Here is a 24,442-nt window from a genome sequence, read left to right on the forward strand (position 1 = left end):
GAAGCGTGATCCGTCCCGCGGCGGGTACCACGCCTTGGCCGCGCGTGGCGCGCCGTCGTCCGGGAACGTGGGCCGCTCGTCGCGACCCCACAACGGGTAGGCCGCGCAGCCCGGCATGAGCTCGGACGTGATGGGCTCCACGGCGCTGTCGTCGACCACGCGGGCCTTGCCGTCGGCGTCGTGCCCGGTGACCACTCGGCGAACCTTCATCTGACCCCCAATAGGATACGGTGCCGTATTGATACGCCACCGTATCCTGGGGCCACAAGACAGGTCAATACGGCGGCGTATCCTCCTGCTGGTGGTGACCGAGTCGACCCGGCTGTCCGCGCAGGACTGGGCGAAGGCCGCGCTGAAGGCGATCGCGGGCGGCGGCCTGGCCGCGGTCGCGGTCGAACCCCTCGCGCGCACGCTCGGCGTGACCAAGGGCAGTTTCTACGCGCACTACCGCAACCGCGACGAGCTGATCACGGCGGCGCTCACGGAGTGGGCGCGCACCCACGGCGACGCGGGCCTGGCCCACTTCGCGGCGATCGCCGACCCGGCCGAGCGCCTGCGTGAACTGCTCACCGCCGTAGTGCGGTCCGTCCAGCCGCTGGCACCCTCGGTGCACCTGAGCCTGCTCGGCGACCGCAACGACCCGCGCGTCAAGGACGTGGTCCGCCAGGTCAACCGCGCCCGCCTGGACCTGCTGACCCGCACCTACCGCGAACTCGGCCTGCCGCCGAAGCGGGCCGAGTCCCGGGCCCGGGTCGCCTACGCGGCCATCCTCGGGTTGTCGCACCTGGCCCAGACCGATCCGGACGCCCCTCGCGCCGCAGTGCTGGCCGACGAAGCGGCCGCGATCTTCCTACCCTGACACGGGTTCACGCCGGTACCCGTAGTGGATGAGTCCTTTGTGGAACTTGCCGACCTTGTCGTACAGCGCGCGAGCCGGGGCGTCCTCGAGCGTGTTCCAGTAGAGGCCCGGATAGCCCTGCTCGGCGGCGTCGCGGGCCACCCACTCGATCACCGCCGTCGCGATGCCCTGCCGCCGGACTTCCGGGTCCACGAAAAGGTCCGCCAGGTAACACTTCCCGGCGTACCAGATGCTGGCGTGGAACAGGTAGTGCGCGACCGCGACCATCCTGCCGTCCAGCCGGGCGCAGATCCCGCGGATCCGCTCGTCGTCGAGCAGGCGCCGCCAGGTCCGGTCGTAGTCGTCGTCGCCGCGTTCGGTCTCGAAGTACGTGTCCTTGCCGCGGGCCAGCACTTCCCAGTGTTCGCGGTCGGACTCGGTCAGGTAGCTGATCTTCACCATGGCACCTGTCTACCCGTCCGGGATCGTAATCTCAGGGTTTGCCGGGCAACGCGTGCCGCCAGTGCTCGGCCGCCTCGACCATGTCGTCCCGGACGTGCCGGAGCCATTGGCTGGTGGCGTGCAGGCGGGCTCCGGCCGGCGTGTCCCCGCCGAGCAACTCGGCGCCCTGCCGGGTGACCTCGGCCCATCGCGCCATGCCATCCATGCTGGCCAGCCAGGCCTGGTGCCACACGTGGTCGTCGACCACGTAGCGCTCACGCCGGCCGTCCCGCTCGCGCCGGAGCAGCCCGCGCTGTTCCAGCCAGGCCACGGCTTTGGAGACCGACGCCGGGCTGACCCGCAACCGGGCCACCAGTTCGGCGGCGGTGAGACTGCCCGATTCGGTGGTGAACAGGCAGACCAGCACTCGGGCCATCATCGCGGGAACCCCGGTCTGGGTGGCCATCCGCGCGAACCGCGCTTCGAATTCGCGGCAGGCCTGCGGGTCGGGCGTGGACGGCGGGGCGTCCGGGGGCGCGGCGGCGGTGCGCCGTCGCGCTCGCCACTGGGTGGCTTGCTGAGCCCGGTTCGCGCGGTAGCCATGTGCCCCGCCGTTGCGCGCCACCTCGCGGATCACCGTCGACCTCGGTCGCCCGAGCCGGCGGGCGATCTCGGCGTAGCTCAGCCCGCTCGCCAGCCCGGCGGCGACGCCCTGGCGTTCCTCGTAGCTCAGTCTGGTGCCCGGCATCCGATCCACCTCTGATGCATTCGCTTGCATGTCATTGCATCAATTGCGCGAACTCTACCAGCAGAAACCTTATCCAGGATTGGAAACCTTGTGAAGGGTCACCGTACCGTTTCCTTCAGCGTGAACGTTTGCGGAAGGAGCCAGCGGTGACCAGGACGCTGCCGACCGAGCGGCCGGCCAACCAACCGTTCGACCCACCGACGGGGCTGGCCGAACTGCGCGAGCGGAGCCCGTTGAGCCGGCTGGACTACCCGGACGGGCATCGCGGGTGGCTGGTGACCGGCCACGCGCTGGCCCGCGAGGTGCTGGCCGACCAGCGGTTCAGCGTGCGGGTGGAGCTGCGGCACCTGCCGATCCCCGGCGCATCGGGCAACGATCAGCCGGCGCCGCCCGGGATGTTCGGGGCGATGGACGCGCCGGAGCACACCCGCTACCGGCGCCTGCTCGCCGGCCAGTTCACCACCCGCCGGATGCGCCTGCTCGCCGAGCGGATCCAGGCCATCACCGACGAGCACCTGGACGCCATGGCGGCGCAGGGCAGCCCGGCGGACCTCGTGCCGGCCCTGGCGCGGCCGCTGCCGGCGCAGGTGATCTGCGAACTGCTCGGCGTGCCCTACGCCGACCGGGACCGCTTCCACCAGCACGCCCTGGATCTGTTCCGGTTGGACAACACGCCAGAGCAAGCCGCGGCCGCCTACGCGGCGGTGCACGGGGTCATCGCCGAGCTGGTCGCGGCCAAGCGGTCGGCACCCACCGACGACCTGCTCAGCGGCCTGACCGAGAGCGACCTCGCCGACCCCGAGCTGGTCAACATCGGGTTCACCTTGCTGGGCGCCGGGCTGGACACCACCACCAACCAGCTGGCGTTGGGCGTCTTCGCCCTGCTCGAACACCCGGACCAACTTGCCGCGTTGCGCGCGGACCCCGGGCTCGCCGACCGCGCGGTGGAGGAACTGCTGCGCTACCTGAGCATCATCCCGTTCACCGTGCGCACCGCGCTGGCGGACGTGGAGCTTGGCGGCGAGCGGATCGCCGCCGGTGAGTCGGTCACCATCTCCGTGCCGGCCGCCAACCGCGACCCCGAGCACTTCACCGACCCGGACACCCTCGACCTGCACCGCAAGACCAGCGGTCACGTGGCGTTCGGCCACGGCATCCACCAGTGCCTCGGCCAGCAGCTCGCCCGGGTGCAGCTCCAGGTGGCGCTACCCGCGCTGCTGGCGCGGTTCCCGACGCTGCGCTTGGCCGTCCCGGCCGAGGACATCGCCGTGCGGTCCGACATGCTCATCTACGGCGTGCACGAGCTGCCGGTCGCCTGGGACGCGGCGTGAGTCAGCCTTTGATGCCGAGCCCGGCGTACAGGTTCGACCGTGAGGCCTCGGCCGTCGAGTCGGCGAGCTCGGGTTGCTGCGGTCGCCACTGCGGCGTGTACACGAGGCCGGGATCGAGGAGGGTGTACCCGTCGAACATCCGCAGGATCTCCTCGCGGCTGCGCGGGTAGATGGGGTCCTGGCTGTTCTTGAACACCTCGATCGCGGCCGCCATGCCCGCGGGTGCGTTGTCCGTGGTGAACGCCGACAACGCGAAGTAGCTACCGTCGGGAATCGCGTCGCGGTACTGCGCGGCCAATGCCCATGGATCGTCTTCATCGGCGATGAACTGCACGACACCGACCATCAGCATGCCGACCGGCTCGGAGAAGTCGATCAACCGCTGGGTCTTTTCGTGCCGCAGCACCTGTTCGGGCTGGCGCATGTCGGCATGCACCATCGCCGCGTTGGGTTCCTCGGCCAGCATCAATTCACTGTGGACGGCCGCGACCATCTCGTAGTCGACGTAGACGACCCGTGCGTCCGGATGCACCGCGTGCACCACCTCGTGCACATTGCCCACGGTCGGGATGCCCGACCCGAGGTCGATGAACTGGCGAATGCCGAGCGCGGCCATCTCGAGCACCACCCGGCGCAGGAACTCCCGGTTCAGGCGGGCCATGTCGCGGGCCGGCAGGACGGTCAGCAACTTCTCCGCGAGCTGGCGATCGCTGTCGAAGTTGTGGCCACCACCCAGGAGGTAGTCGTAAACCCGCGCCGCACTGGGCGTGTTCGCGTCCACGTTCCCAGGGACCCAGATGTCCCGCTCGTTCACCGCAACAGCCTCCGCTCGCCGTTACCCCTGCTCCCACCGCGAGGCCACGGCAGGCCGTACATCTCCCAGCGATGGACGGGTGGTCATCCAACCACGATCCGGGGAACTGGGCATCGTTGCCGCGCGCCGGTCACCCGAATGCCGCGTCAGGCCAGGGAGATCACCGGCTGACCGTGAAGTCGGTGGAATGCCACCCGGTCGCGCCGTCCGGGATGGGCGGCACGCGATCGGCCGGCTGGGTGTTTCCACGGCGATCGGTCGCCCGCACTTCGGCCTTGTACGACCCAGGCGCGAGGTTGACGTTGAGCCGCCACATCCGCCAGGTCTGCGTGTTGACCTCGGTGGTGAGCTCGGCTTCCTGCCAGTTGCCGCCGTTGAGGCGGACCTCCACCTTGTCGATGCCGACCGTCTGCGCCCACGCGACGCCCGCGATGGTGACCTTGCCGGGTGGCAGGGTGGCGAACCCGCGAGGCGCGTCGATGCGTGACTGTGTCTTGATCGGCGCCTTGATGCCCCAGCCGCGCTTGCGCCAGTAGGACTCCCGGGCGGCGAAGGTCGTCAACTCCATGTCGACGACCCACTTCGTGGCGGACACGAAGCCGTACAGGCCGGGGATGACCATCCGGGCCGGAAAGCCGTGTTCGACCGGGAGCGGTTCGCCGTTCATGCCGATCGCGAGCAGCGCGCCGCGGTTGCGGTCCATGGCGGCGTCCACGGGGCTGCCCGCGGTCCACCCGTCGACGCTGGACGAGAACAGCTGGTCGGCGCCGGCCCGCACCCCGGCTTCGTCGAGCAGGTCGCGCAGCGGGACGCCGATGAAGTTGGCGGTGGAGATGTAGGGCCCACCGACCTCATTGGACACACAGGTCATGGTGATGGTGCGCTCGACGAGGGGCCGGTTGCGGATGTCGTTGAACGTGAAGGTCTTGGTGTTGTCGACCAGGCCGTGGACGCGCAACAGCCAGTCCTCGGCACGCACCTGCGGGACGGACAGCAGTTCGGTGTCGACGCGGTAGAAGTCGCGGTTGCTGGTCAGGAACCGCGGTGTGCCTTGCCGGGCGAAGTCGGCGCCGGCGGGCACCGGGGGAGCGGGGGTGCTGGGCGTCAGCGTCCCGATCGCGGCTCGCGAGGACTCGGCGTCGCGCAGGGTGGCGAGGAACTGGCCGACGGCACCGAACGCTGCGGCGCCCACCGCGACCCCGCCGGTGGTCCACAGGAATCGCCGCCGGTTGCTCCCAGCGGTTTGTGCCTCGGACGCGCCGCCTTGCCCGCGTGCGACGCGGTGCAGCAGCAGGAAGACTCCCACGCCGGTCAGCATGCTGAGCACCGGTGCCAGCAAGTCGAACCCCGAGACCGTCGCCTGGTCAGCGACCGACACCAGCCCGACGATGCCGATGGCCGCGGCGATCCCCATGCCCGGCCACGGTCGTCGTCGTGACACCAACCCGGCGATCGCGCCCGCGACCAGCAAGGCGATACCGAGCCCGACGAAGACCAACGGCTTCTTGACGTCGCCCAGGTTGGCGATGGCCCATTCGGTGACGGCCGGTGGCGTGAGGTCGCGGACCGAGTTCCCGACCGCGATGACCGGCGAGGCGGCCGGGTTGATCAGCCCCGCGACCAGGTGCCCGGCCGCGACCGCGGCGATCACCGTGACGACCCCGATGGCCACCGCCCTCGACAGGGGCAGGCGGACCCGTTCAGCGGTGGGCTCGGCGCCCGGTTCCGTGGCCTTCGTGGTGATCTCCATGGTGGTACTTCGGAGCCGAACGCCTCGCGGATGTGTCGTCTCGAGGCAAGGCGCTGGACGGGCACGCGGGTCCTAGGCCTCGACCGATGCCGAGTGGGCCACCGTTCGGGCGGACCCGAAACGACTACGTGGTGCACTGGCCCGGGAGCACGGGGAGGTCCAGTGGCGGAACCCATGTCGGCGGAGGTGTTGCGGCGGGCGGCCGCCCGCCGGGATGCGCCGGAACGGCTGTTGCGCGTTGCGGATGCCGTGCTGGAGGGGAAGTTCACCTGGGCGGAAGTGGCAAGCGGCGCCACCGATCACCCGCTGGCCGTGCTGCTGTTCACGCCGAAGGCGCACGAAACGCTGTGGCCGCTGTTGCAACAGGTGGCCGCCGAACTGGACGCACCGCCTGCCTGCGACCAGCCGCCTGGTGCGGGTGAACCGGAAGACGATTTCAGCCACGCCACCGTGCTCCGCGATTCGTTCGACGTCACGGACGAGCGGTGGTAGGCGCATGCCATTAGGGGAGGAGATGCGGTGAGCGGGTTCGAGCTGGATGTGGCGGCGTTGCGCAAGATCGCCAACGACGACCTGCCTTCCGTTGCGTCCACATTGAACACCCAGGCCGCCGCGATGGTCGGCCTGGAGCGGATGACTGGGACGATCAACGGTTCGGTGGACGGGTCAACGGCCGCGTTCGGGACGATGGTCCCGGCCGCGGGCCAGGTCGGTTGGTTCTACAACGCGATGATGGACGCGCTCGCGCACGTCGGCATGGCGCTTGGTGAGTCCGTCTCCACCGCGTCCGGACGGCTGAAGGTGATCGCGGACAACTACGAGCACGTCGACCGCGCCGTCGCCGGCGACTGACCCGAACAACCGCGAGAGGCACCCATGTCCGGCTTTCCCGATGAAAATGCCCCGCTCGACGGCGCGACGTTCACCCAGGCCTACCGGATGATCCAGCGGGCGATCCACGACGAGACGCCGAAAGACGGATTTCACCACCTGCCACCCGAGATCACGCGCGAACCATTCGTGCCGCTAGACAAGTGGTATTCCTACGCGATGGACGGCGACCCGGCCGAACTGCCACGCGGCGATCGCGGGACGCCGTGGACCACTCTCGACGCGATCCAGGTGGATTACCTGCAGGATCTCACCGAGCAACTGAAAGGCATCTCCCGCGACTTGCGAACTCATTGGACCGGCGCAGCGGCTGAGGACTACGCGAAGTACATGGAGGTCCTGTCCGGCCGGATCGACGGCTACGTCTCGGATCAGGGACTGGTGGTGCAGGCCAGGGAGCTGGCGTACGGCGTCTTCGCGCTGCAGATCGCGTTCAAGCACGACCTGATGGAGCTGGCCCGCGGCGCGTATTCGGCGTTGCGGGCGCTGGATCACGGCCACGCGCTCGGCAATCTCGCATTGCTGACCCTGGACGTCGCCGAGGCCGGCTTTTCCGACGGCGTCAGCGCGATCAAAGTGGGTGGCGATGTCACGACCAGGGTGTTCAAGTCACTCGTCACGTCGATCGGCAACTACACCTTTGCCGCGGCCAGGGAAAAGGCGCAGGTGACCGGCGGCAACCCGCCGGACATCATGAGGTCCTTGGACACCGAACTGGGCAAGGTGGTGGCCGCCCATGCACGGGCGGCGCAGGGCATGAGTGGCAAACTCCAGGAGTTCGTGCGCCACCTGAACAACGAAGCGGACGAGGAACACTACCCACCGATCCCGGTCGTCGACACCAGCGACACGAAATCGCTCAAAAAGGTATTCGTCCCCCGCTGATCATGCGGGAGCCAACGCTCAGCTCCCCCGCATTCCGCCGGAGCCGTTCGCTGCCGCTGACGCGGCCACGCACCCGTTCCTCGAGCACCTGAGGCGGCCGCTCAGTCCGCGCCCATAGTGGTGGACGAGGGAACGAACAGGTCATCCACGATGGCGTGCCGGTGTGCCAGGGCCCGCCGCCCTGCTCAAACGCAGTGCCGAGGTGTCTGCGGTGACGGGCCCGCGGATGTCGTGGGCGAGCTGGGGTGATGTACTCGATGCCAACGAGCCGATCGGCGACCTAGCGATGCGCTGCTTCGTCGCCGGTCCGACCTGGAGGGCGTGGTGCGGGGAGCGAAACGCCACGAAGCCGTGGCTGGTCGAGGAAGTCGGCCGAAATGAACAGTTGGCCAGATTGACCCGTTCGGCCGCTTTTCACCAACAGCGGCGATGAGGCATTGTCCCTTCTCGGCTCACGGTGTCTGTGGGCGTCGGGGGCGGGACCACTGGGGGGATCTGTGCAGTCCGGCCTGTCTTCATGCGCGCCCAAAACGCGAAGACTCCGCGCTGTCGTCGTGTCTGCGGCGCTCGTTTTCGGCTTGGTACCTGGGGTTTTGGCCGCTCCTGTGGCGGCGGCCACACCGGCGCCGGTGCCCTCTTCGGCTCCCGATGAATCCACAGCCGCACGGTATGCCGCGCAGGCTGGCAAATCGGTCAGAGTGGACTCGGAAACGTCCGAAACGTCCGAAGTGGTGGCCAATCCTGATGGCACCATGACTCGAACTGAGTCGCCGTCGCCGGTCCGCCTCCGCCGCGGTGCGGGGTGGGTCCCTGCGGACAGCACCCTCGTCGCCCGGCCGGACCACAGCTTTGCGCCCAAGGCGACACTCGCCGACGTTCGGCTCGCCTCGGGCTCCGGCGACGAGCCGTTGCTGAGCCTCACCGCCAATGGCGTCACCACAGGCTTGGACTGGACCGGCGACCTGCCCGCACCGCAGGTGAAGGGCTCCGTCGCCACCTACCCCGAGGTCCTTCCCGGCGTGGACCTGTCGGTGGAGACCACCGTGGACGCGGTGCACGAGGTGCTCGTGGTCAAGAACGCGCAGGCCGCGGCCAACCCCGTCCTGCGCAAGCTGACCATGCCGGTGCCGCTGCGCAACGGCACCCTGTCAAGGGACTCCGACGGTTCGCTGCACGTGCGCGACCGGTCCGGCGCCGAGGTGTTCCAGGCCCCGCCGGCGACGATGTGGGACTCCTCCGGCGTGCAGGCGCAGGACCAGGACTTGCTACTCGCCCCAGCCCCGCAAGGGCGCACGGCGGCCGTCGCGACCGCTGTCCACGGCTCGACGGTCTCCTTGAGCCCCGACGCGGCCATGCTCGCCGACCACTCGGTGACCTACCCGCTCTACATCGACCCGACGTGGCAGGCCAAGTACTGCTCGAGCTGTGGCCGCAACCACTACTTGGTGGAGTACGCCTGCGGTTCGGGCCGGACTCCCGGCGAACACCCCTGGGACAGCGCGGATGCGCTGGCCACCGGGTACATCGACGATCCGGACGCGACCTGCAGCAGCTCGCTGGTCACCGCTCGCTCGTTCGTCGAGATGAACCTCGGCGGTCTGGCCGGCAAGCAGATAATCGGGGCACAACTGACGTTGTCGATCATGAACTGCCGGACGGCGACCCCATCCAGCAGCACTGTGTTGCGCTCGAACTCGATCCACTACGGCGACGGCTGGGGCAGCCCGAGCACCGCTGCCGCCATCGGCACCGTCACCGCGTGCTCGGGCGGGAAGGGCTTCAACGTCACGTCGATCATCCAGGAGCTCACCGACGCCGGCGGCCCGACGTTCACCTTCAGCATCCGGGCGAGCAGTGAGAACGACCTGAACAACAGTTGGCGCAAGTTCTCGAAGGAGGTCGGCTTCAGCGTCACGTACAACACGAAGCCGAACAACCCGCGCAACCCGCACGTTTACAACGGGACGCAGCAGTTCCCGTGTGTCACCGGGGCCAATCGTCCGGTGCTCGGACCGACGAGCACCGGTTACGTCGGCAAGGCCAATGTGTCCGACGCGGACGGCGGCATGCTGTGGGCCGGGTTCCACCTCTACAAGGGCACCACCGACCTCGGCGAGACCGGCATCGACAACGTGCCAAGCGACAGCAACTCGGCCCACCCGAACGCCCAGGTCACGTTCCCGTCCAGCAAGCTCGCCACCGACGGCGTGTACAAGTTCACTGCTCGGGCATACGACGGCAAGGACTACTCGCCGGGCAGCTCCGCACCGTGCGAGTTCGAACTGGAACTGCAACCCCCGGCTCCGCCGTCGGTGACCTCGGACCTCTACCTGCCCAACGTGCCCGCGGGTGGCCCGGGCGAAGCCGGTTCGTTCACTTTCACCGTCACGGGATCGCCGACGCCAGTCGATCACTACGTCTGGAAGATCGACAACACAGCCACCCCGAACTGTCAGGGCACCGAGCCGGGAACGGCTCCGGCCGCCGGGTACAACGGCCCGGCGACCGCGGCGATCGCGCCGCCGTCCAAGGGCACGCACGTGCTCAGTGCGTGGTCGTGCAACCGAGCGCGCACCCCATCGTCCAGAGTGGACTACACGTTCATCGCCGGAGATGCCAACCCGCCGAATGCGTCATGGCAGTTCGAGGGCGACGGGGCATCCTCCGTGCCTGGCTTGCGTTACGCGGGGTTGGGCACGGGCGACTTCGGCGCAGGCAAGCTCGGTGACGCCGCGCGGCTCAGCGGCCAGCCCGGCGACTACTTCGCGACCGCGTCCGCGGTCAGCTACGTCGAGAACTCCTACGCCGTCGCCGCTTGGGTGTCGGTCGATCAGTTGCAGGGAAAACAGGTGATCTTGTCCCAGGACGGGACAACCGCGAGCGCGTACACCCTGCAGTACGACGCGGCGACCAACCACTGGGGCTTCGCCGTCGCCACCCAGACGAGCGGTGATCCGGCCTATGCGACGGCCGAGTCCACCAGCACGCCCCAAGCCGGCACCTGGACCTTCCTCACCGGCGTCTACAACGCATCAACCCACGCCGCGACGCTGTATGTGAACGGTCAGGCGCAGGCGACAGTCCCGGCGATCGGGGTGGCCTCCACCGGTTCCCTGGTGATCGGTGCGGGCAAGGCGAACGGCGGGCGCACTAACCAGCTCGCCGGTGCGGTCGACGAGGTCACCGTGTTCAACCGGGCGATCACGGCGGCCGAGGTCACCACGCTGTACGGCAACACCGGTGTACCGACGGGACTGACCGCGCACCGGGAGTACAAGTTGGACGACACACTGGTCGACGCGTCCGGTGTGGACAGTAGGCTCAACTGGTTGCCCGGCACCACGCTCGGCACGGGCTACAGCAACGCTCCGGCGCGCTCCGGCACCGACGACTCGATCGGGCAATCGCAGGGCCAGGCGTTCGTCGGCAACGGCACGACCGCCGCCGGCCAGGTCGACGGTCCGGCCGTGGACACCAGCCGCAGCTTCACCATCTCGGCGTGGGCCAAGCTGACCGACAAGTCCACCAACCGGGCGATCGCGGGCCAGAACAGCCCACAGGCGCCGAGCGCAGAGTTGTACTACGCCAAGGCAATCGACCGGTGGACCATCGCCATGCCGGAGACGTCTGGGTACGACGATCAGCGCCGAGCCGTGAGCGCGGCCCCGCCGACGCTGGGCGTCTGGACGCACCTGATCGGCGTCTACGACGCGAACTCCGGGACCCTGGCCCTCTACGTCAACGGCGTCAAGGAATCGCAGGTGACCATCCCGGCGGGCACCGCCTGGCAATCGGCGAACCCGTTCACGGTCGGCGCGGCCGTGCGGACCGGCACCCTGAGCCACTACTTCGCGGGCAGCATCGACCAGGTCCAGGTCTGGGACCGGGCGTTGGCCCCGGCGGAGGCGACCGGCCTGGCGAACACCCCGGTGTTGCGGGCCAACTACCAACTCACCGAAGCCGACCCCAGCACGCTGCCCTCGGCCGTGGCGTCCTGGGACTTGGACGAGACGGACGGGACGACCGCCACGGACGCGTCCGGCAACGGTATGGACGCGACCGCCACCGGGACCGTGAGCTGGGGACCGGGTTCGACGGCGGGTGGCGTGCACCTCGACGGCACCGGGTACCTGGCCACCGCGGGCCCGGTGGTCGACACCGGTGAGAGCTTCTCGGCCTCGGCGTGGGTGAAGCTCGACGACGTCGACAACTACTTTTACGGCGTGCTCGGGCAACGTGGAACCACGCAGTCTGGTTTCCTGTTGCGGTACGACCCGGGAATCAAGCACTGGGCGTTCGGCATCCCGCGGTCGGACGCGACCGACGCCACGATCGACTACGCCATCGGCACGGCGACGCCGCAGGTCGGCAAGTGGACTCACCTCGCGGTCGTGTTCGACCGGCCCACCGGAGAGCTCCGCCTGTACGTCGATGGCGTGCTCGACGCGAGGTACGCCCCACCGAACGGGAGTCCGTGGAACGCTGCCGGTCCGTTCACCATCGGGTCGTACGAGTGGAACGGCCAACTGATCCACAACGTGCACGGCACGATCGACGAGGTCCGGGTGTTCGGCGAGGCGCTAAACGGCGGTCAGGTCGCCACCCTCGCCCGGGTCGGTCACGACAGCGTGTCCGACGCGGTGACCACGGCCTCGGGGAACGCTTCGCTGATGGTCGACGACGAAGGCGTCCCGCTCGCCCACTTCAACGGCGTCCGCGCGAGCCGGCTCACCGCGCCACGACCGGCGGACCTGCGCACCGATGGCAGCTTCACGGTCGAGGCGTGGGTGCGGCACACCTGGACCGACCAGGACGCGGAGGCCGCACGCGGTCGCGATCCGGCGAACACCAATGGCGCCGACGTAACCGCTCGGACCGCGGTGGCGCTCGACGACAGCGAATTCTCCCCATTCCTGTTGGGGTATCGCGGGATCCACGATGCTGACGGCAACGTCCATCCGCGGTGGAGCTTTGTGTTCACCGATCCCTCGACGACGGTGGCCCACCCGACCGGCTGGTTCGACACCATGTCGGTCGACGCGCAGGACAACACGTGGACCCACCTGGCGGCGACCTATGACGCCGAGTCGAACACCGTTTGCCTTTACGCGGCAACAGACAGCATCTTGTTCACGCCCGCCTGCGTGACCGGCCCTCCTGGCTGGAGCGGTCACGACGTTCTGTCCAAGTTGCTCATCGGTGGCGATCGGTGGGTCGCCCAGGACGCCGACCCGTGGTACGGCGACGTTCGAGGCGTCCGGCTGTACTCGGGCGTGCTCTCCGGTGAGGACATATCGCTGCACCAGCTGCGTGATCACCCCTGAACCCGGGGTTCTGAAGGCACTTCCTCCTATTCCCTCCGGCTACTTGGGGACCTGACATGAGTGTTCGCTCGCGGTTCGGGCGCTTCACCCGGTTGTGCGCGGCGGTGTCCGCGCTGGTGCTGCTGGTGTCCACACAGGACGCATTGGCCACGCCACCGGAGAAGCAGGGACTGGGGTGGTCGTTGCCCGCGCTGCAGAAGGAACGCAGCGTTGCCGTCCACAACGTGCCGACGCGGCCGCTCCCGGCGGACAAGGCCGCCGAGGCGGCGAAGCGGCCACGGGTGCAGCCACACTGGCCGGCCGCGACCGATGCGGAGGTCGCGCTGGCCACCGGCGCTCAAGCGAAGGGCGCGGGCGTGCAGTCGGCTGCGCCGAACACGCCGATCCGGGTGGGTTACGCCAAAGCGGCGACGGCCACGGCGACGATGGCGCCGGCCAAGGTCGCCCTGCACGTCACCGACCAGTCGGCCAGCACGAAGCTGGGCCTGTCCGGTGTGGTCTTCTCGGTGCGGGACACCCCGGGAGCGGCTGCGCACGCGCCGGTGCGGGTCAGCGTGGACTACGGCTCCTTCGCCGACGCGTACGGCGGCGGTTGGGCTGATCGGCTGCGCCTGGTCCGGTTGCCCGCGTGCGCGTTGACGACGCCGCAGAAGCCGTCCTGCCGGACGCAGACCGTACTTCCGGCACCGGACAACAACCGCGGGGCGCACACCGTGTCCGCGGAGCTGACGATGTCCACATCGGACAACTATGTGCTGGCGGCGACGGCGGGTACGTCCGGGTCGGCGGGTGACCTCACCGCGCAACCGTTGTCGCCGGCCGGGTCGTGGTCGGCCGGTGGGTCGTCGGGTGACTTCAACTACAGCTACCCGTTCAGCACGGTGCCCAGCGTCGACGGCACGACGCTGTCCGTCGGGCTGAGCTACTCCTCCGGCATGGTCGACGGGCGCACGTCGGCCACCAACAACCAGGCTTCGATCGTCGGCGATGGCTGGGACCTGAGCACCGGGGGCTACCTGGAGCGGCACTACAAGTCCTGCGCGGAGGACCTCGGCGGCAACAACGGGCAGACCAAGACGGGTGATCAGTGCTGGGGCGTGGACAACGCGACCCTGGTGCTCGGTGGCCGGTCCACCGAGCTGGTCAAAGACAAGGACAGCGGCGACTGGCACGCCAAGACCGACGACGGTTCGACGATCGAGTTGAAGTCCGGTGCGGCCAACGGTGCGTGGAACGGGCAGTACTGGCAGGTCACGACCACTGACGGCACCAAGTACGTCTTCGGTTCCAACCGCGTGCCCGGTTGGTCCGACGGCGACCCGACCACGCAATCGGCATGGACCGTCCCGGTGTTCGGCAACAACGAGGGCGAACCCTGTTACCACGCAGGCGATTTCGCGGGCTCGTGGTGCAACCAGGCGTGGCGGTGGAACCTCGACTACTCCGTCGACCCGCACGGCAATCTCGCCACCTACTACTACCAGCCGGAGAAGAACAACTACGCGCTGAACCTCGACCCCAACGGTCATGGCACCGAGTACACCGTCGGCGGTTATCCGCTGCGGATCGACTACGGCCTGCACGTCAACACCGACGGCACGGTCGACCCGGCGACGGCGCGGGTCAAGTTCGACGTGGCCGAGCGCTGCCTGCCGGACAGCGGGTTCGCCTGCGATCCCGCGCAGCTGAAGAAGGACACCGCCTACCGCTGGCCGGACGTGCCGTTCGACCAGCTCTGCGCGCAGGGCGCGACCTGCACGAGCGCGTCGGCGGCGTTCTTCACCCGCAAGCGGCTGACCGCGGTGCACAGCCAGGTCAGCACCGGCGGCGGCAGTTTCGCCGACGTGGACGTATGGGCGTTGCGCCAGAGCTTCCCCGGCACGGGTGACGCGTCGCCGTCCTCGTTGTGGTTGGCCGACATCACGCACACCGGCAAGGGCGACGGCGGCAGCATCACGTTGCAGCCGACCTCGTTCTCCGGCTACATCTTCGCCAACCGCGTGGACACGTCGAACGACGACTACTCGCCGATCACCCGCTATCGCATCATCGGGGTGGCCAACGAGACCGGCGGCTACCTCGGCGTCGCCTATTCGGCACCGGACTGCGTACCCGGCAGCAAGATGCCTCCGTCACCGCAGGCCGACGAGTTCCGGTGCTACGCCTCGTACTGGAGCCCGCCCACCGCCACGGACCCGGTCTTGGACTGGTTCCACAAGTACGTTGTCACCGATGTCGTCCAGGTCGACCAGACCGGCGGCGCACCGGACGTCAAGACCCACTACGACTACCTCGGCGGCGCGGCCTGGCACTACGACGAGGGCGAGTTCACGCCCGCGAAGTACAAGACGTGGGGCGAGTGGCGCGGCTACCAGACGGTGCGCACGACCGTGGGCGAGCCGGGCACGGCGCAGCTGATCAGCGAGACGCTCTACCTGCGGGGCATGGACGGCGACCACCTGCCGTCGGGCGTGCGGCACCCCGATCCGGTCGCCGATCTCGACGGTGGCACGATCGTCGACCAGGACCCGTTGCAAGGCTTCGCCCGTGAGTCACGCACCTACCGCGGCACCACCCTGGAGTCCGCCTCGATCAGCGACCCGTGGCTCAAGGGCCCGATCGCGACGAGCACCGACGGGCTGCTCAAGGCGTACCGGCAGTTGGTGTCGACCGTGCGCGGCCGGACCTTGCTCGGCGACGGCAGCTTCCGCCGGACGAAGGTCGTCACCACCTTCGACGACCTGGGCTTGGTGACCAGCCAGGAGAACCAGGGCGACGTCGCCGTGCCGGGCGACGACACGTGCACGAAGACCACGTACGCGCCAAACACCGCCAAGGGCCTGCTCGACCGGGCGTCCGAGGTCGTCATGTTCGCGGGTCTGTGCTCCGGCACGGCTTCCGCGACGAACGTCATCACCGATGTGCGCACGTCATACGACGGGCACGCGTTCGGCACCGGTCCGGACACCGGCGACATCACCAAGGTCGAGACCTTGGACACGTGGGACGCCACCGGTCCGCACTTCGTGGCGACCGCACGCAACACGTACGACAAGTACGGGCGCCAGCTGACCTCGACCGACATCGAGGACAACCAGACCACCACGGCGTTCACGCCGGCGACCGGCGGCCCGGTCACCGCGATCACCGAGACCAACCAGCTGGGCTGGCAGTCGACCACGACCCTGGAGACGTCACGGGGTTACCCGACGAAGTCGGTGGACGTGAACGGGGTGTCGACCGACATCACCTACGACGCGCTCGGCCGCAAGACCGCCGTCTGGTCACCCGGGCGCAGCAAGTCGGCAGGAGCGTCGGCGTCCGCCCAGTTCTCCTACACCGACAGCCGGACCGTCCCGGACGCCGTGCTGACCAAGTCCGTGCAGGACGACGGGAACTACACATCGTCGTATGCGATCTACGACGGGCTTGGCCGGTTGCGGCAGACCCAGACGCCCGGGCAGGGTGGCGGCCGGGTCGTCGCCGACTCGATCTACGACTCGCGTGGTCTGCAGGTCAAGACCAACAACGCCTACTTCAACAGCGACTCCGGCCCCACCGCGACGCTCGTTGCGGTGGCCGACAACGACGTTCCCAACCAGACGGTCGTCGAGTACGACGGCCGCGGCCGGCCGGTCAAGTCGACCTACCGCAGCAAGGGTGCGGAGCAGTGGCACAGCAGCGTGATCTACGGCGGTGACCGGACCACCGTGATCCCGCCGCCCGGCGGCAATCCACAAACGACGGTCACCGACATCGAAGGCAATGTGCTGCAGCAGTTGCAGTACACCAACGGGTACACAGTCGGCGCTCAGAACCCTGCGGACGTCACCACCTACGCCTACAACGCGGGCGGCGCCGTCACCTCGATGACCGACTCGTCGGGCAACGTGTGGCGCTATGGCTATGACCTGCGCGGCCGCAAGATCTCCCAGCACGACCCGGACGCCGGCGACTCGACGTTCACCTACGACACCGCGGGCAATCTGGTGTCCACAACGGATGGACGCGGCAAGAAGCTCGTCTACACCTATGACAAGCTCGATCGGCGGACGGCCGAGTATGCGGGCACGGTCTCGGACAGCACGAAGCTGGCGAGCTGGACCTACGACACGTTGACCCACGGCAAGGGCTTGCCGGTGGCGTCGACCCGCTACGTGGGCACCGCGAAGTACGTGAACAAGGTCGTCTCCTACGACGTCTTCAGCCGCCCGACGGCCACCCAGGTCGACATCCCCACCGTGGAAGGTGCGGAGCTCGGCGGCAAGTCCTACAAGTTCACCACGACTTACACCGCGACCGGAGCGGTCGCCGAAACGGGCAGTCCTGCGGCGGGGAACCTGAACGCCGAGACGGTCGTCCACACCTACACCGCCACCGGTCTGCCCGCCACGACCTACGCAGTCGACCCCACCAGCGAGGCCATCACCCCGCTGGTGTCCGAAACGGACTACACCTCGTTCAACGAGGTGTCCAGGATGCAGTTGGACGGGGAGAAGTCGACGGCGAACGTCTGGATCACCCAGACTTACCAGGACGGCACGCGGCGCCCGCTGACGACCCAGGTCGACCGGGCGAAGCAGGTCAACCACACGGTGGCCCTGCGCACCTACGGCTACGACGACGCGGGCAAGGTCACCCGGATCGCTGACGCGCCTGAGGGTCAGGCACCCGACGTGCAGTGCTTCGCCTACGACTACCTGGACCGGATGTCGCAGGCGTGGACGCCGGCGTCCGGGGACTGCGGCACGCAGCCCGCGGCCGACGCCCTCGGCGGGGTGGCGCCGTACTGGCAGTCCTACGCGTTCGACAAGACCGGCAACCGCACGTCCGAGGTCGACCACAACGTGGCCGGGGACGTGACGAAGACCTACGCCTACCCGGCCTCCGGTGCCCAGTCGTCCGGCCCGCACCAGTTGCAGTCGGTCTCGACCGTGGGCCCGAACGGGACCGCGCAGGACACCTACACCTACGACGCGTCCGGCGACCTGAAGACCAGGGACGTGGGCGGCGACACGGAAACCTTCGGCTACGACGACGAGGGTCACCTGGCCTCGTCGACGAGCCCGTCGGGCAACTCGATCTATGTGTACTCCGCCGACGGCGACCGTTTGGTCACCCACGATCCCAGCGGCATCACCATCAGCGTTGGTGACCTGGAGTTGTTCGAGGCCGCCGGCACCCACACCGTGACCGCGACCCGCTTCTACGAACACGGGGGCGGTCTGGTCGCCGAGAAGTCGGGATCGGGCGTTCTGACCTGGATGGTCGGTGACCAACACGGCACGGGTGACTTGTCGATCAAGGCCGGCACGCTGACGACGACGAGCCGTCACTTCGACCCGTTCGGCAATACCCGGGGGACGCCGCCGCCGTCGTGGGTGGACAAGCACGGCTTCGTCGGCGGCTACCAGGACACCACGGGCCTGACCCATCTGGGTGCGCGTGAGTACGACGCGTCGACCGGCCGTTTCACCAAGGCCGACCCGCTGCTGGATCAAGGCGATCCGCAGCAGTGGAACGGGTACGCCTATGCCAACAACGCGCCTGCGACCTCGAGCGACCCGAGTGGCGAGATCATCGGCTGGGACATGGGCCCGGACTACAACATGCCAGGCATCTCGCATGGTGGCGGTGATGGCAGTAAGAGTTCGACGCCAACTCCTGAGGTCGAGGCGGCGGGGAATGCGCATCGCGAGGCGGTCGCGATTGTGCACAAGTCGAAGTTCCAGGTGTTCGTCGATGCGGCGGGTGAGCTGGTCAAGAGCCTGATCGGCTGGGACGACATCCAGGGCTGTTTCGCCGACGGCAACTTCGGCTCGTGCGTGATGACGTTGATCAACCTGATTCCGTGGACGAAGGCTTTCAAGGCTCCGGAGATCATCAGCGGTTTCTGGCGTGGTGCGCGGGCGTTGATCACGTTCAAAAAGGACGTGGCTCGGGCTGAGAAGGTCATCGTCGATACGGAACGCGTCCTCAACGACGCCAACCGAGCCGCGAACGAGGCCACTGCTGGTGCTAGGGCCGAAGCTCAAGCGGAAGCGGCGCGGGTTCGCCAGGCCACGAAGGATGCCAAGGCGGGCGGCAAGTCGGATAACGCCGGCGGAGCCGGTGAACGCGACCACGCCAGTGGCGATAGCGGTGGCAGGGAAGCGCCGGCTGGCTGTAACAGTTTCGTGCCCGGCACCCAGGTCGTCATGGCCGACGGCTCGCACAAGCCGATCGAGTCGCTGCACCTGGGTGACAAGGTCAAGGCCACCGACCCGGCCACCGGTAAAACCACGGTCCGAAAGGTAGTCGCCACCTTCGTTCACACGGACGAGTTCACCCAGACCGTCCTGACCATCCGCGGCGCCGACGGCACGATCGCAACGCTGCAGGCCACCGACTGGCACCCGGTCTGGGACGACGACCAGCACGGCTGGGTCCCGATCGCCCAGCTCCCGGTCGGTGACCACCTCGACAGCCTGGACGGAACCCACCCGGTAGTGGTGTCGGTGGACCACGTCACCGTGGCTGTCCTGGTCCACAACTTCACCATTGATGCCGTCCACACCTACACTGTGCTCGCAGGGACTATCTCGATCCTCGTCCACAACTGCGACAGGGCAGGTCTGGACTTCACGGACGCTGAGCGGCAGAAGGTCTACGACGCCAACGCCGCCAAGAATGGTGGCGTGCACCGGTGTGATTACTGTGGGCAACAGATCTATCGGCGAGCCTCGCGGGACGCAAATGGGAATCCGGTCCGGGGCCAGCCTGATGATGCGCAGATCGACCACGTCGTCTCGCGGGCCGACGGTGGGCACGGAGGTGCGCACAATGGTGCTGCGAGCTGTCGGCGATGCAATCGCAGCAAAGATATAAAACCTCTAGAACAGTGGGACAATGAACTCCGAGAATATCTTGAACCCTAGTACTGGTGAATCAAGCACGGGAAGGGAGCAGGAGCGCCTGTTCAAGGTCGCCTTCGATCTGCCCGATGGGGTTGCGGAGTGGGCAGGAGCGGCATCGGAGCGGCTGTGGACGGCGAAGACATCGGTCCGCTGGGAGGTCGAGGTTCGGAACACGCCTTTCTACATCAAGGGGGTGGCGTTCGGTGATATTGTGCGGATCCGAGCCGACCACGAGCGCAGGGAGTTCGTTTTCGAGGAGTTTGTATCCGAATCCGGTCACTCCACGGTGCGCGTTGTCCTCAAAAGTGAGGATGCTGGGGATCGGCTTGGCGCGCTGTTCGGGGTCTTCGGATGCTCTTGGGAGATTGACCGGGCGGGCATTCTCTGGGCAATCGATGTTCCTGTGCAGGTCGACTATTCGTCATTGAGAACCGCGCTTCTGGCTCTCGCAAACGAAGGCAAGATCGGCATAGAAGAAGGTGCTCTTGCGAGAGAGCATCGTAGCGAAGTCGAACTGCCAGATTAGCGCCAACGAACCTCAAGAGTTCGCCGAGCAGCGGATGCGGACCGATCCAAGCATCGCATTTACACGGCCGACGGGGCCGCTTGGTCATCCTCGACCCGAGTGCAACTCGACAGCCTCGATGGCTCGCACCCGGTCGGGTGTCGGTCGACCACGTCAACTTCTCCGTCCCGGTCCGCAACCTGACCGTGGACGATGTCCACGCCTACATGGTCTCAGCCGGGACGACTGCGGTCCTCGTCCACAACGACGGAGGGGATCAGGAGTTTCCGCATTGCGGGCGGCTATCGTGATGAAGCGGAAGCTGACCCGAGAGCTGTTGTCTCAGCTGGCCGAGGACTCTGACGAGTAGATCAGGCTGCAGGTCACGCCGCACCGAAATACTCCAGAAGACGTTCCGCAAACGCTTTCTCGGGACAGCTGGCAGGTGGTGGCCGATACCGCATCGGCGCGGCTTGGTCGCCACTGTTGACTCCTGCGGCGACGACACCGAGGTACGACGAGGCCACGCGCCAGATCCCGCGTCGCGCCACAGGGTTGCACTGCTACAGGACTATATCCGCGCAGACTTGGCGGTAAACGCGAGCGCTCGTTCAGAAGACGGTGACTCCGGTGAAGGTCGCGAATCCGAATACGGTCGGGCCGAGGATCGGGCCGGTGAAGCCGGACCCGCGTCCGAAAACCGCCTTTGTGGAGGTGGTGGTGTGCCCGTAGAACCGCGCGCGTCAGCCCGTCGGGCCCGGACACCAGCTAGGCGGCCGTGAGGTGGTAGGTGGTGCCGCTGCTGCTCTGCACCCACGCATCAGGCTGGCCGGCGGCCAGGGCGTGCTGGGCGCGCCAGCCGGTGCAGTGGCCGGGCGCCAGCAGGTCCGGTGCGAGGTCGGCGAACGCGGCGACCGTCGGTGGGATGATCGGCTCGAACGCCGGGCCGCTCAGGTGCAGCCCACCGATCAACGCGTGCAGCCGCGGCACGCCGGTCAGCCGCGACGCGTGCCGGACGATGTTGACCGCGCCCGCGTGGCCGCAGCCGGTGAGCACCACCAGACCCCGGTCGCGAACGTGCACCACCAGCGCCTGGTCGTCGAGGACCAGCGGGTCGTGCTGCCAGCCGGTGCCGGTCCACGCCTGGTGCGGCGGCGGCATGCCGCGCTCGAACTCGGTGGTGCGGTCCACCTCTCCGGTGATCAACACGCGGCCGTCCAGCAGCAGTGACGGCTCCCGCCGCTCGATCACCTGGTAGCCCTCGTCCGCCAGCGCGCGCTGCGACAGCGTCGGCAACTCCAACGCGTCCTGGCCGGGCACGGCCAGCCGGCGCCGGGTCCAGATCAGCGGGTGCACCACCATCGGCAGCGCGCGGACGCCCCGGCGGCCGGTCAGCCCGGCGAGTCCGCCCACGTGGTCGAAGTGGCCGTGGCTGAGCACCACGCTGTGCACGTCACCCAGGCCGATGCCGAGGGCGTTCGCGTTGCGCGCCATGGCATCCGGCGACTGCCCGCTGTCGAACAGCACCGTCGTGCTCTGGTCGCCGCTGCGCACCGTCACCAGCGCTGCGAAGCCGTGTTCGGCGACCAGCCCGGGCAACGTGGCGCCACCCTCGAACTGCGCAGCCTGCACCACCGCGCCCGAACCCAGGCGTGGTCGCCGCACCCGCTCGCCGCCGGTCAGCAACCCGTCGAAGAAGTTGTCGACCAGGACCGTGACCTCGACCGCGTCCACCGGCTGCAGCGCGATCGGGTCCACCGCCGGCCCGGGCGCCTCCCGGGGTGTCGCGGCCCGCACTTCCTCGGCGCCACCAGGCTCATCGCACACGCGAGCAGATTACGCCGAACGAGGCGCGGTGAGCTCACCATTCGACGGGTAGCCGGTGCACGCCGTAGATCGTCATCCGGCTGCGCATGGGGACGTCCTGCTCGGGCACGGCCAACCGCAGGTTCGGGAACTCGTTCATCAACGCTCGGTAGGCGATCCGCATCTCGATCCGCGCGAGCTGCTGGCCGAGGCACTGGTGGATGCCGTGCCCGAAGGTCACGTGCCCCTGCGTGGACCGCTTGATGTCGAACACGTCCGGGTCGGGGAACCGTGACGGGTCGCGGTTGGCGGCCGGCAACGACACCGTGATGGTGTCGCCCTCGCGGACCTGGACGCCGCCGAGCTCCACGTCCTGCAGCGCGGTGCGTGACGTGCCGAAGTGCAGGATCGTCAAGTAGCGCAACAGTTCCTCGACGGCGTTGTCCATCAGCGAGGGGTCCGCGCGCAGCGCGTCCCACTGCTCGCGGTGGTGCAGCAACGCCATCGTGCCGATGCCGAGCATGTTCGCGGTCGTCTCGTGGCCGGCCGCGAGGAGCAGACCGCCCATCCCGGTCAGTTCCTCGTCGGTCAGGTCCGCGTTCTGCGCCAGCCCGCTCAGCATGTCGTCGGTGGGGTTGATCCGCTTCTCGCGCACCAGTTCCAGCATGAAGCGCTGGATGGCGCCGCGGGCCGCCAGCGCCTCGGCCTGCGACACCTCCAGGCTGAGCACCCGCGACGTCAGGCCGACGAACTCCTCGCGGTCGACCGGGTCCACGCCGAGCAGGTCGCAGATCACCAGCGACGGAACCGGCAACGCGAACTCCGCCACCAGGTCGACCGGGGACCCGTGCGCCCGCATGGCGGCGATCCGGCCTCGGGTGATCTCCGCGATCCGCGGCTCCAGTTGCCGCATCCGGCGCACGGTGAACTGCCCGGCCAACGGTTTGCGCAGCCGCGTGTGGTCGGGTGCGTCCATGCCCATGAAGAAGCCGGGCAAGGTCGGCTGCGGCTTCATCACCTCGCCGTCCTGCCGGGTCAGCACGGTGTGGCGCAGCTCGAAGCGGGAGCTGAGCCGCTGGTCGCAGAGCACCTCCTTGGCCAGGGCGTGCCCGGTGACCAGCCACCCGACGTGACCGTCCGGGTAGCGCAGCGGGCTGATGGGCGGCAGGTCCGCCAGTTCGGCCGGTGGGTCGAACGGCGTCGTGCGCGCCATCGGCAACATGCGTGGTTCGACGGCGGTCATCGCGTGTACCCCTCCCTGTACGTGCGATTCCACCTCTAACGGGCGCGGCTATTTCTTTTCTATGTACGGTCCGAGCCGTCGATCACCATGTGGCCCCGTCACCTACCGGCGCGCATGCGCACCAGGCCGATGCCGGCGAGCACGAAGAACACCAGCAGGGCCAGCGTCGCGCCGTTCGCCGAGCCGCCGGTGGAACTGCTGACCACCTGCTCGACCGCGCCGGTCAGCTCGACGCCGCAGTCGGCGACGACCTCGTGCCGGCCCGCCGCGAACGTGGTGAACTCCAGCGGCGCCTGGAACGCCCCGTCGGCGTCGGCGGTCGCGTGCCCGATCACCTGGCCGTCGGAGCGCAACTCCACCGGTGCGCCCGGCGGGCAACCATGTCCACTCGCGGCGAGCGGATCGCCCGCGCCCACCACCTCGCGGTCGAACGTCAGTGCCGTGGTCGGGGCTGTGGTCGTCGTGGTGGGTGAGCCAGGCGTCGTGGTGGTCGGCGTCGTGGTGGTGGTTGTGGTCGTGGTGGTCGTAGTGGTCGTCGTCGGCGGCGTGGTCGTGGTGGTGACCGGCGGCGTCGACCGGGTGGTGCGTGGCGGTGTCGTGGTGGTCGGCGGTGGGGTCTTCGTCGTGCTCGGCACGACCACCGTGAACACGGTGGAGGGCGTGAAAGAACGCCCACGGCACCCGCCGACGATCGTGTGCCCGCCCGCGGCGGCGCCGGACGGCACCGACGTCGACACCTTGCCCGCGATCAGGCGGCTGCCGGAGTCCACCAGGAACTGCCCGTCCCAGGTGAACACGGCGGTGCCGCTGCAGTCGCTGAAGCCGCTCCAGTAGATGTCGAAAGATTTTCCAGGTGCGCCCTGATTTGGTGTAACACCAACAGATGCGGTCTCCTGTGCCATTGCGGGCACGCCGAACGATAAGGCGGCGAGGGTGGCGCAGGCGGCGACGGCTGCGCCCACCAAGCGTC

The 24,442-nt window shown here is 68.4% G+C and carries 16 protein-coding genes; 9 read left to right on the top strand and 7 right to left on the bottom strand.

All coding sequences use genetic code 11. From position 1 onward, the window contains the following. The first annotated feature begins 301 nt into the window (after positions 1 to 301). Positions 302 to 859, top strand: a complete 558-nt coding sequence (locus EV186_RS33025; RefSeq protein WP_133853441.1) for a TetR/AcrR family transcriptional regulator — start codon at positions 302 to 304, stop codon at positions 857 to 859. Here the strand turns inward: EV186_RS33025 and EV186_RS33030 are convergent. Together EV186_RS33030 and EV186_RS33035 are read right to left on the bottom strand one after the other, a co-directional pair. Then, on the bottom strand, positions 851 to 1,300 hold the full coding sequence (locus EV186_RS33030) for a GNAT family N-acetyltransferase (protein ID WP_133853442.1): 450 nt from the start codon (positions 1,298 to 1,300) through the stop codon (positions 851 to 853). The genes EV186_RS33025 and EV186_RS33030 overlap by 9 nt on opposite strands. Positions 1,301 to 1,331: 31 nt before the next feature. After that, complete coding sequence (locus EV186_RS33035; RefSeq protein ID WP_133853443.1) at positions 1,332 to 2,027, bottom strand: GbsR/MarR family transcriptional regulator; 696 nt, start codon at positions 2,025 to 2,027, stop codon at positions 1,332 to 1,334. Between the two features lie 146 nt (positions 2,028 to 2,173). On the opposite strand from EV186_RS33035, the gene EV186_RS33040 reads away from it, so the two are divergent. Next, positions 2,174 to 3,358: a cytochrome P450 gene (locus EV186_RS33040; RefSeq protein WP_133853444.1), complete on the top strand. Its 1,185-nt coding sequence runs from the start codon at positions 2,174 to 2,176 to the stop codon at positions 3,356 to 3,358. Between the two features lies 1 nt (position 3,359). Here the strand turns inward: EV186_RS33040 and EV186_RS33045 are convergent, their stop codons facing one another. Together EV186_RS33045 and EV186_RS33050 are read right to left on the bottom strand one after the other, a co-directional pair. Next, on the bottom strand, positions 3,360 to 4,172 hold the full coding sequence (locus EV186_RS33045) for an SAM-dependent methyltransferase (RefSeq protein WP_133853445.1): 813 nt from the start codon (positions 4,170 to 4,172) through the stop codon (positions 3,360 to 3,362). A gap of 160 nt (positions 4,173 to 4,332) precedes the next feature. After that, positions 4,333 to 5,922 carry a molybdopterin-dependent oxidoreductase gene (locus tag EV186_RS33050; RefSeq protein WP_133853446.1) on the bottom strand — a complete coding sequence of 530 codons (1,590 nt, stop codon included), beginning with the start codon at positions 5,920 to 5,922 and terminating at the stop codon, positions 4,333 to 4,335. Positions 5,923 to 6,084: 162 nt separating this feature from the next. Between EV186_RS33050 and EV186_RS33055 the strand changes: the two genes are divergently transcribed. The 6 genes from EV186_RS33055 (at position 6,085) to EV186_RS33080 (ending at position 20,444) form a co-directional block, all read left to right on the top strand. Next, the gene (locus EV186_RS33055; protein WP_166659448.1) at positions 6,085 to 6,414 is read left to right on the top strand and encodes a hypothetical protein; all 330 of its coding nucleotides are present in this window, start codon (positions 6,085 to 6,087) and stop codon (positions 6,412 to 6,414) included. Positions 6,415 to 6,441: 27 nt separating this feature from the next. After that, the gene (locus EV186_RS33060) at positions 6,442 to 6,774 is read left to right on the top strand and encodes a hypothetical protein (protein WP_133853448.1); all 333 of its coding nucleotides are present in this window, start codon (positions 6,442 to 6,444) and stop codon (positions 6,772 to 6,774) included. A gap of 24 nt (positions 6,775 to 6,798) precedes the next feature. Next, positions 6,799 to 7,698, top strand: coding sequence for a hypothetical protein (locus tag EV186_RS33065; protein WP_133853449.1), 900 nt, complete (start codon positions 6,799 to 6,801; stop codon positions 7,696 to 7,698). Positions 7,699 to 8,450: 752 nt separating this feature from the next. Beyond that, entirely contained in the window at positions 8,451 to 13,022 is a 4,572-nt protein-coding gene (locus EV186_RS33070) for a laminin G domain-containing protein (RefSeq protein ID WP_133853450.1), read from the top strand. 56 nt (positions 13,023 to 13,078) lie between these two features. Beyond that, positions 13,079 to 19,939, top strand: a complete 6,861-nt coding sequence (locus EV186_RS33075) for an RHS repeat-associated core domain-containing protein (protein ID WP_133853451.1) — start codon at positions 13,079 to 13,081, stop codon at positions 19,937 to 19,939. After that, positions 19,911 to 20,444, top strand: coding sequence for a DUF4265 domain-containing protein (locus EV186_RS33080; protein WP_133853452.1), 534 nt, complete (start codon positions 19,911 to 19,913; stop codon positions 20,442 to 20,444). The genes EV186_RS33075 and EV186_RS33080 overlap by 29 nt, the downstream gene beginning before the upstream one ends. A 747-nt stretch (positions 20,445 to 21,191) precedes the next feature. Here the strand turns inward: EV186_RS33080 and EV186_RS33090 are convergent. From EV186_RS33090 to EV186_RS33100, 3 genes are all read right to left on the bottom strand, one after another. Continuing rightward, complete coding sequence (locus tag EV186_RS33090; RefSeq protein WP_133853453.1) at positions 21,192 to 22,250, bottom strand: MBL fold metallo-hydrolase; 1,059 nt, start codon at positions 22,248 to 22,250, stop codon at positions 21,192 to 21,194. 34 nt (positions 22,251 to 22,284) lie between these two features. Further along, positions 22,285 to 23,472: a cytochrome P450 gene (locus EV186_RS33095; RefSeq protein ID WP_133853454.1), complete on the bottom strand. Its 1,188-nt coding sequence runs from the start codon at positions 23,470 to 23,472 to the stop codon at positions 22,285 to 22,287. 98 nt (positions 23,473 to 23,570) lie between these two features. Next, positions 23,571 to 23,831: a hypothetical protein gene (locus EV186_RS33100; RefSeq protein ID WP_133853765.1), complete on the bottom strand. Its 261-nt coding sequence runs from the start codon at positions 23,829 to 23,831 to the stop codon at positions 23,571 to 23,573. Between the two features lie 82 nt (positions 23,832 to 23,913). Between EV186_RS33100 and EV186_RS39200 the strand changes: the two genes are divergently transcribed. After that, the gene (locus EV186_RS39200; protein WP_166659449.1) at positions 23,914 to 24,306 is read left to right on the top strand and encodes a hypothetical protein; all 393 of its coding nucleotides are present in this window, start codon (positions 23,914 to 23,916) and stop codon (positions 24,304 to 24,306) included. The last annotated feature ends 136 nt before the right edge of the window (positions 24,307 to 24,442 follow it).

The organism is Labedaea rhizosphaerae, from assembly GCF_004362825.1.
Lineage (GTDB): Bacteria > Actinomycetota > Actinomycetes > Mycobacteriales > Pseudonocardiaceae > Labedaea > Labedaea rhizosphaerae.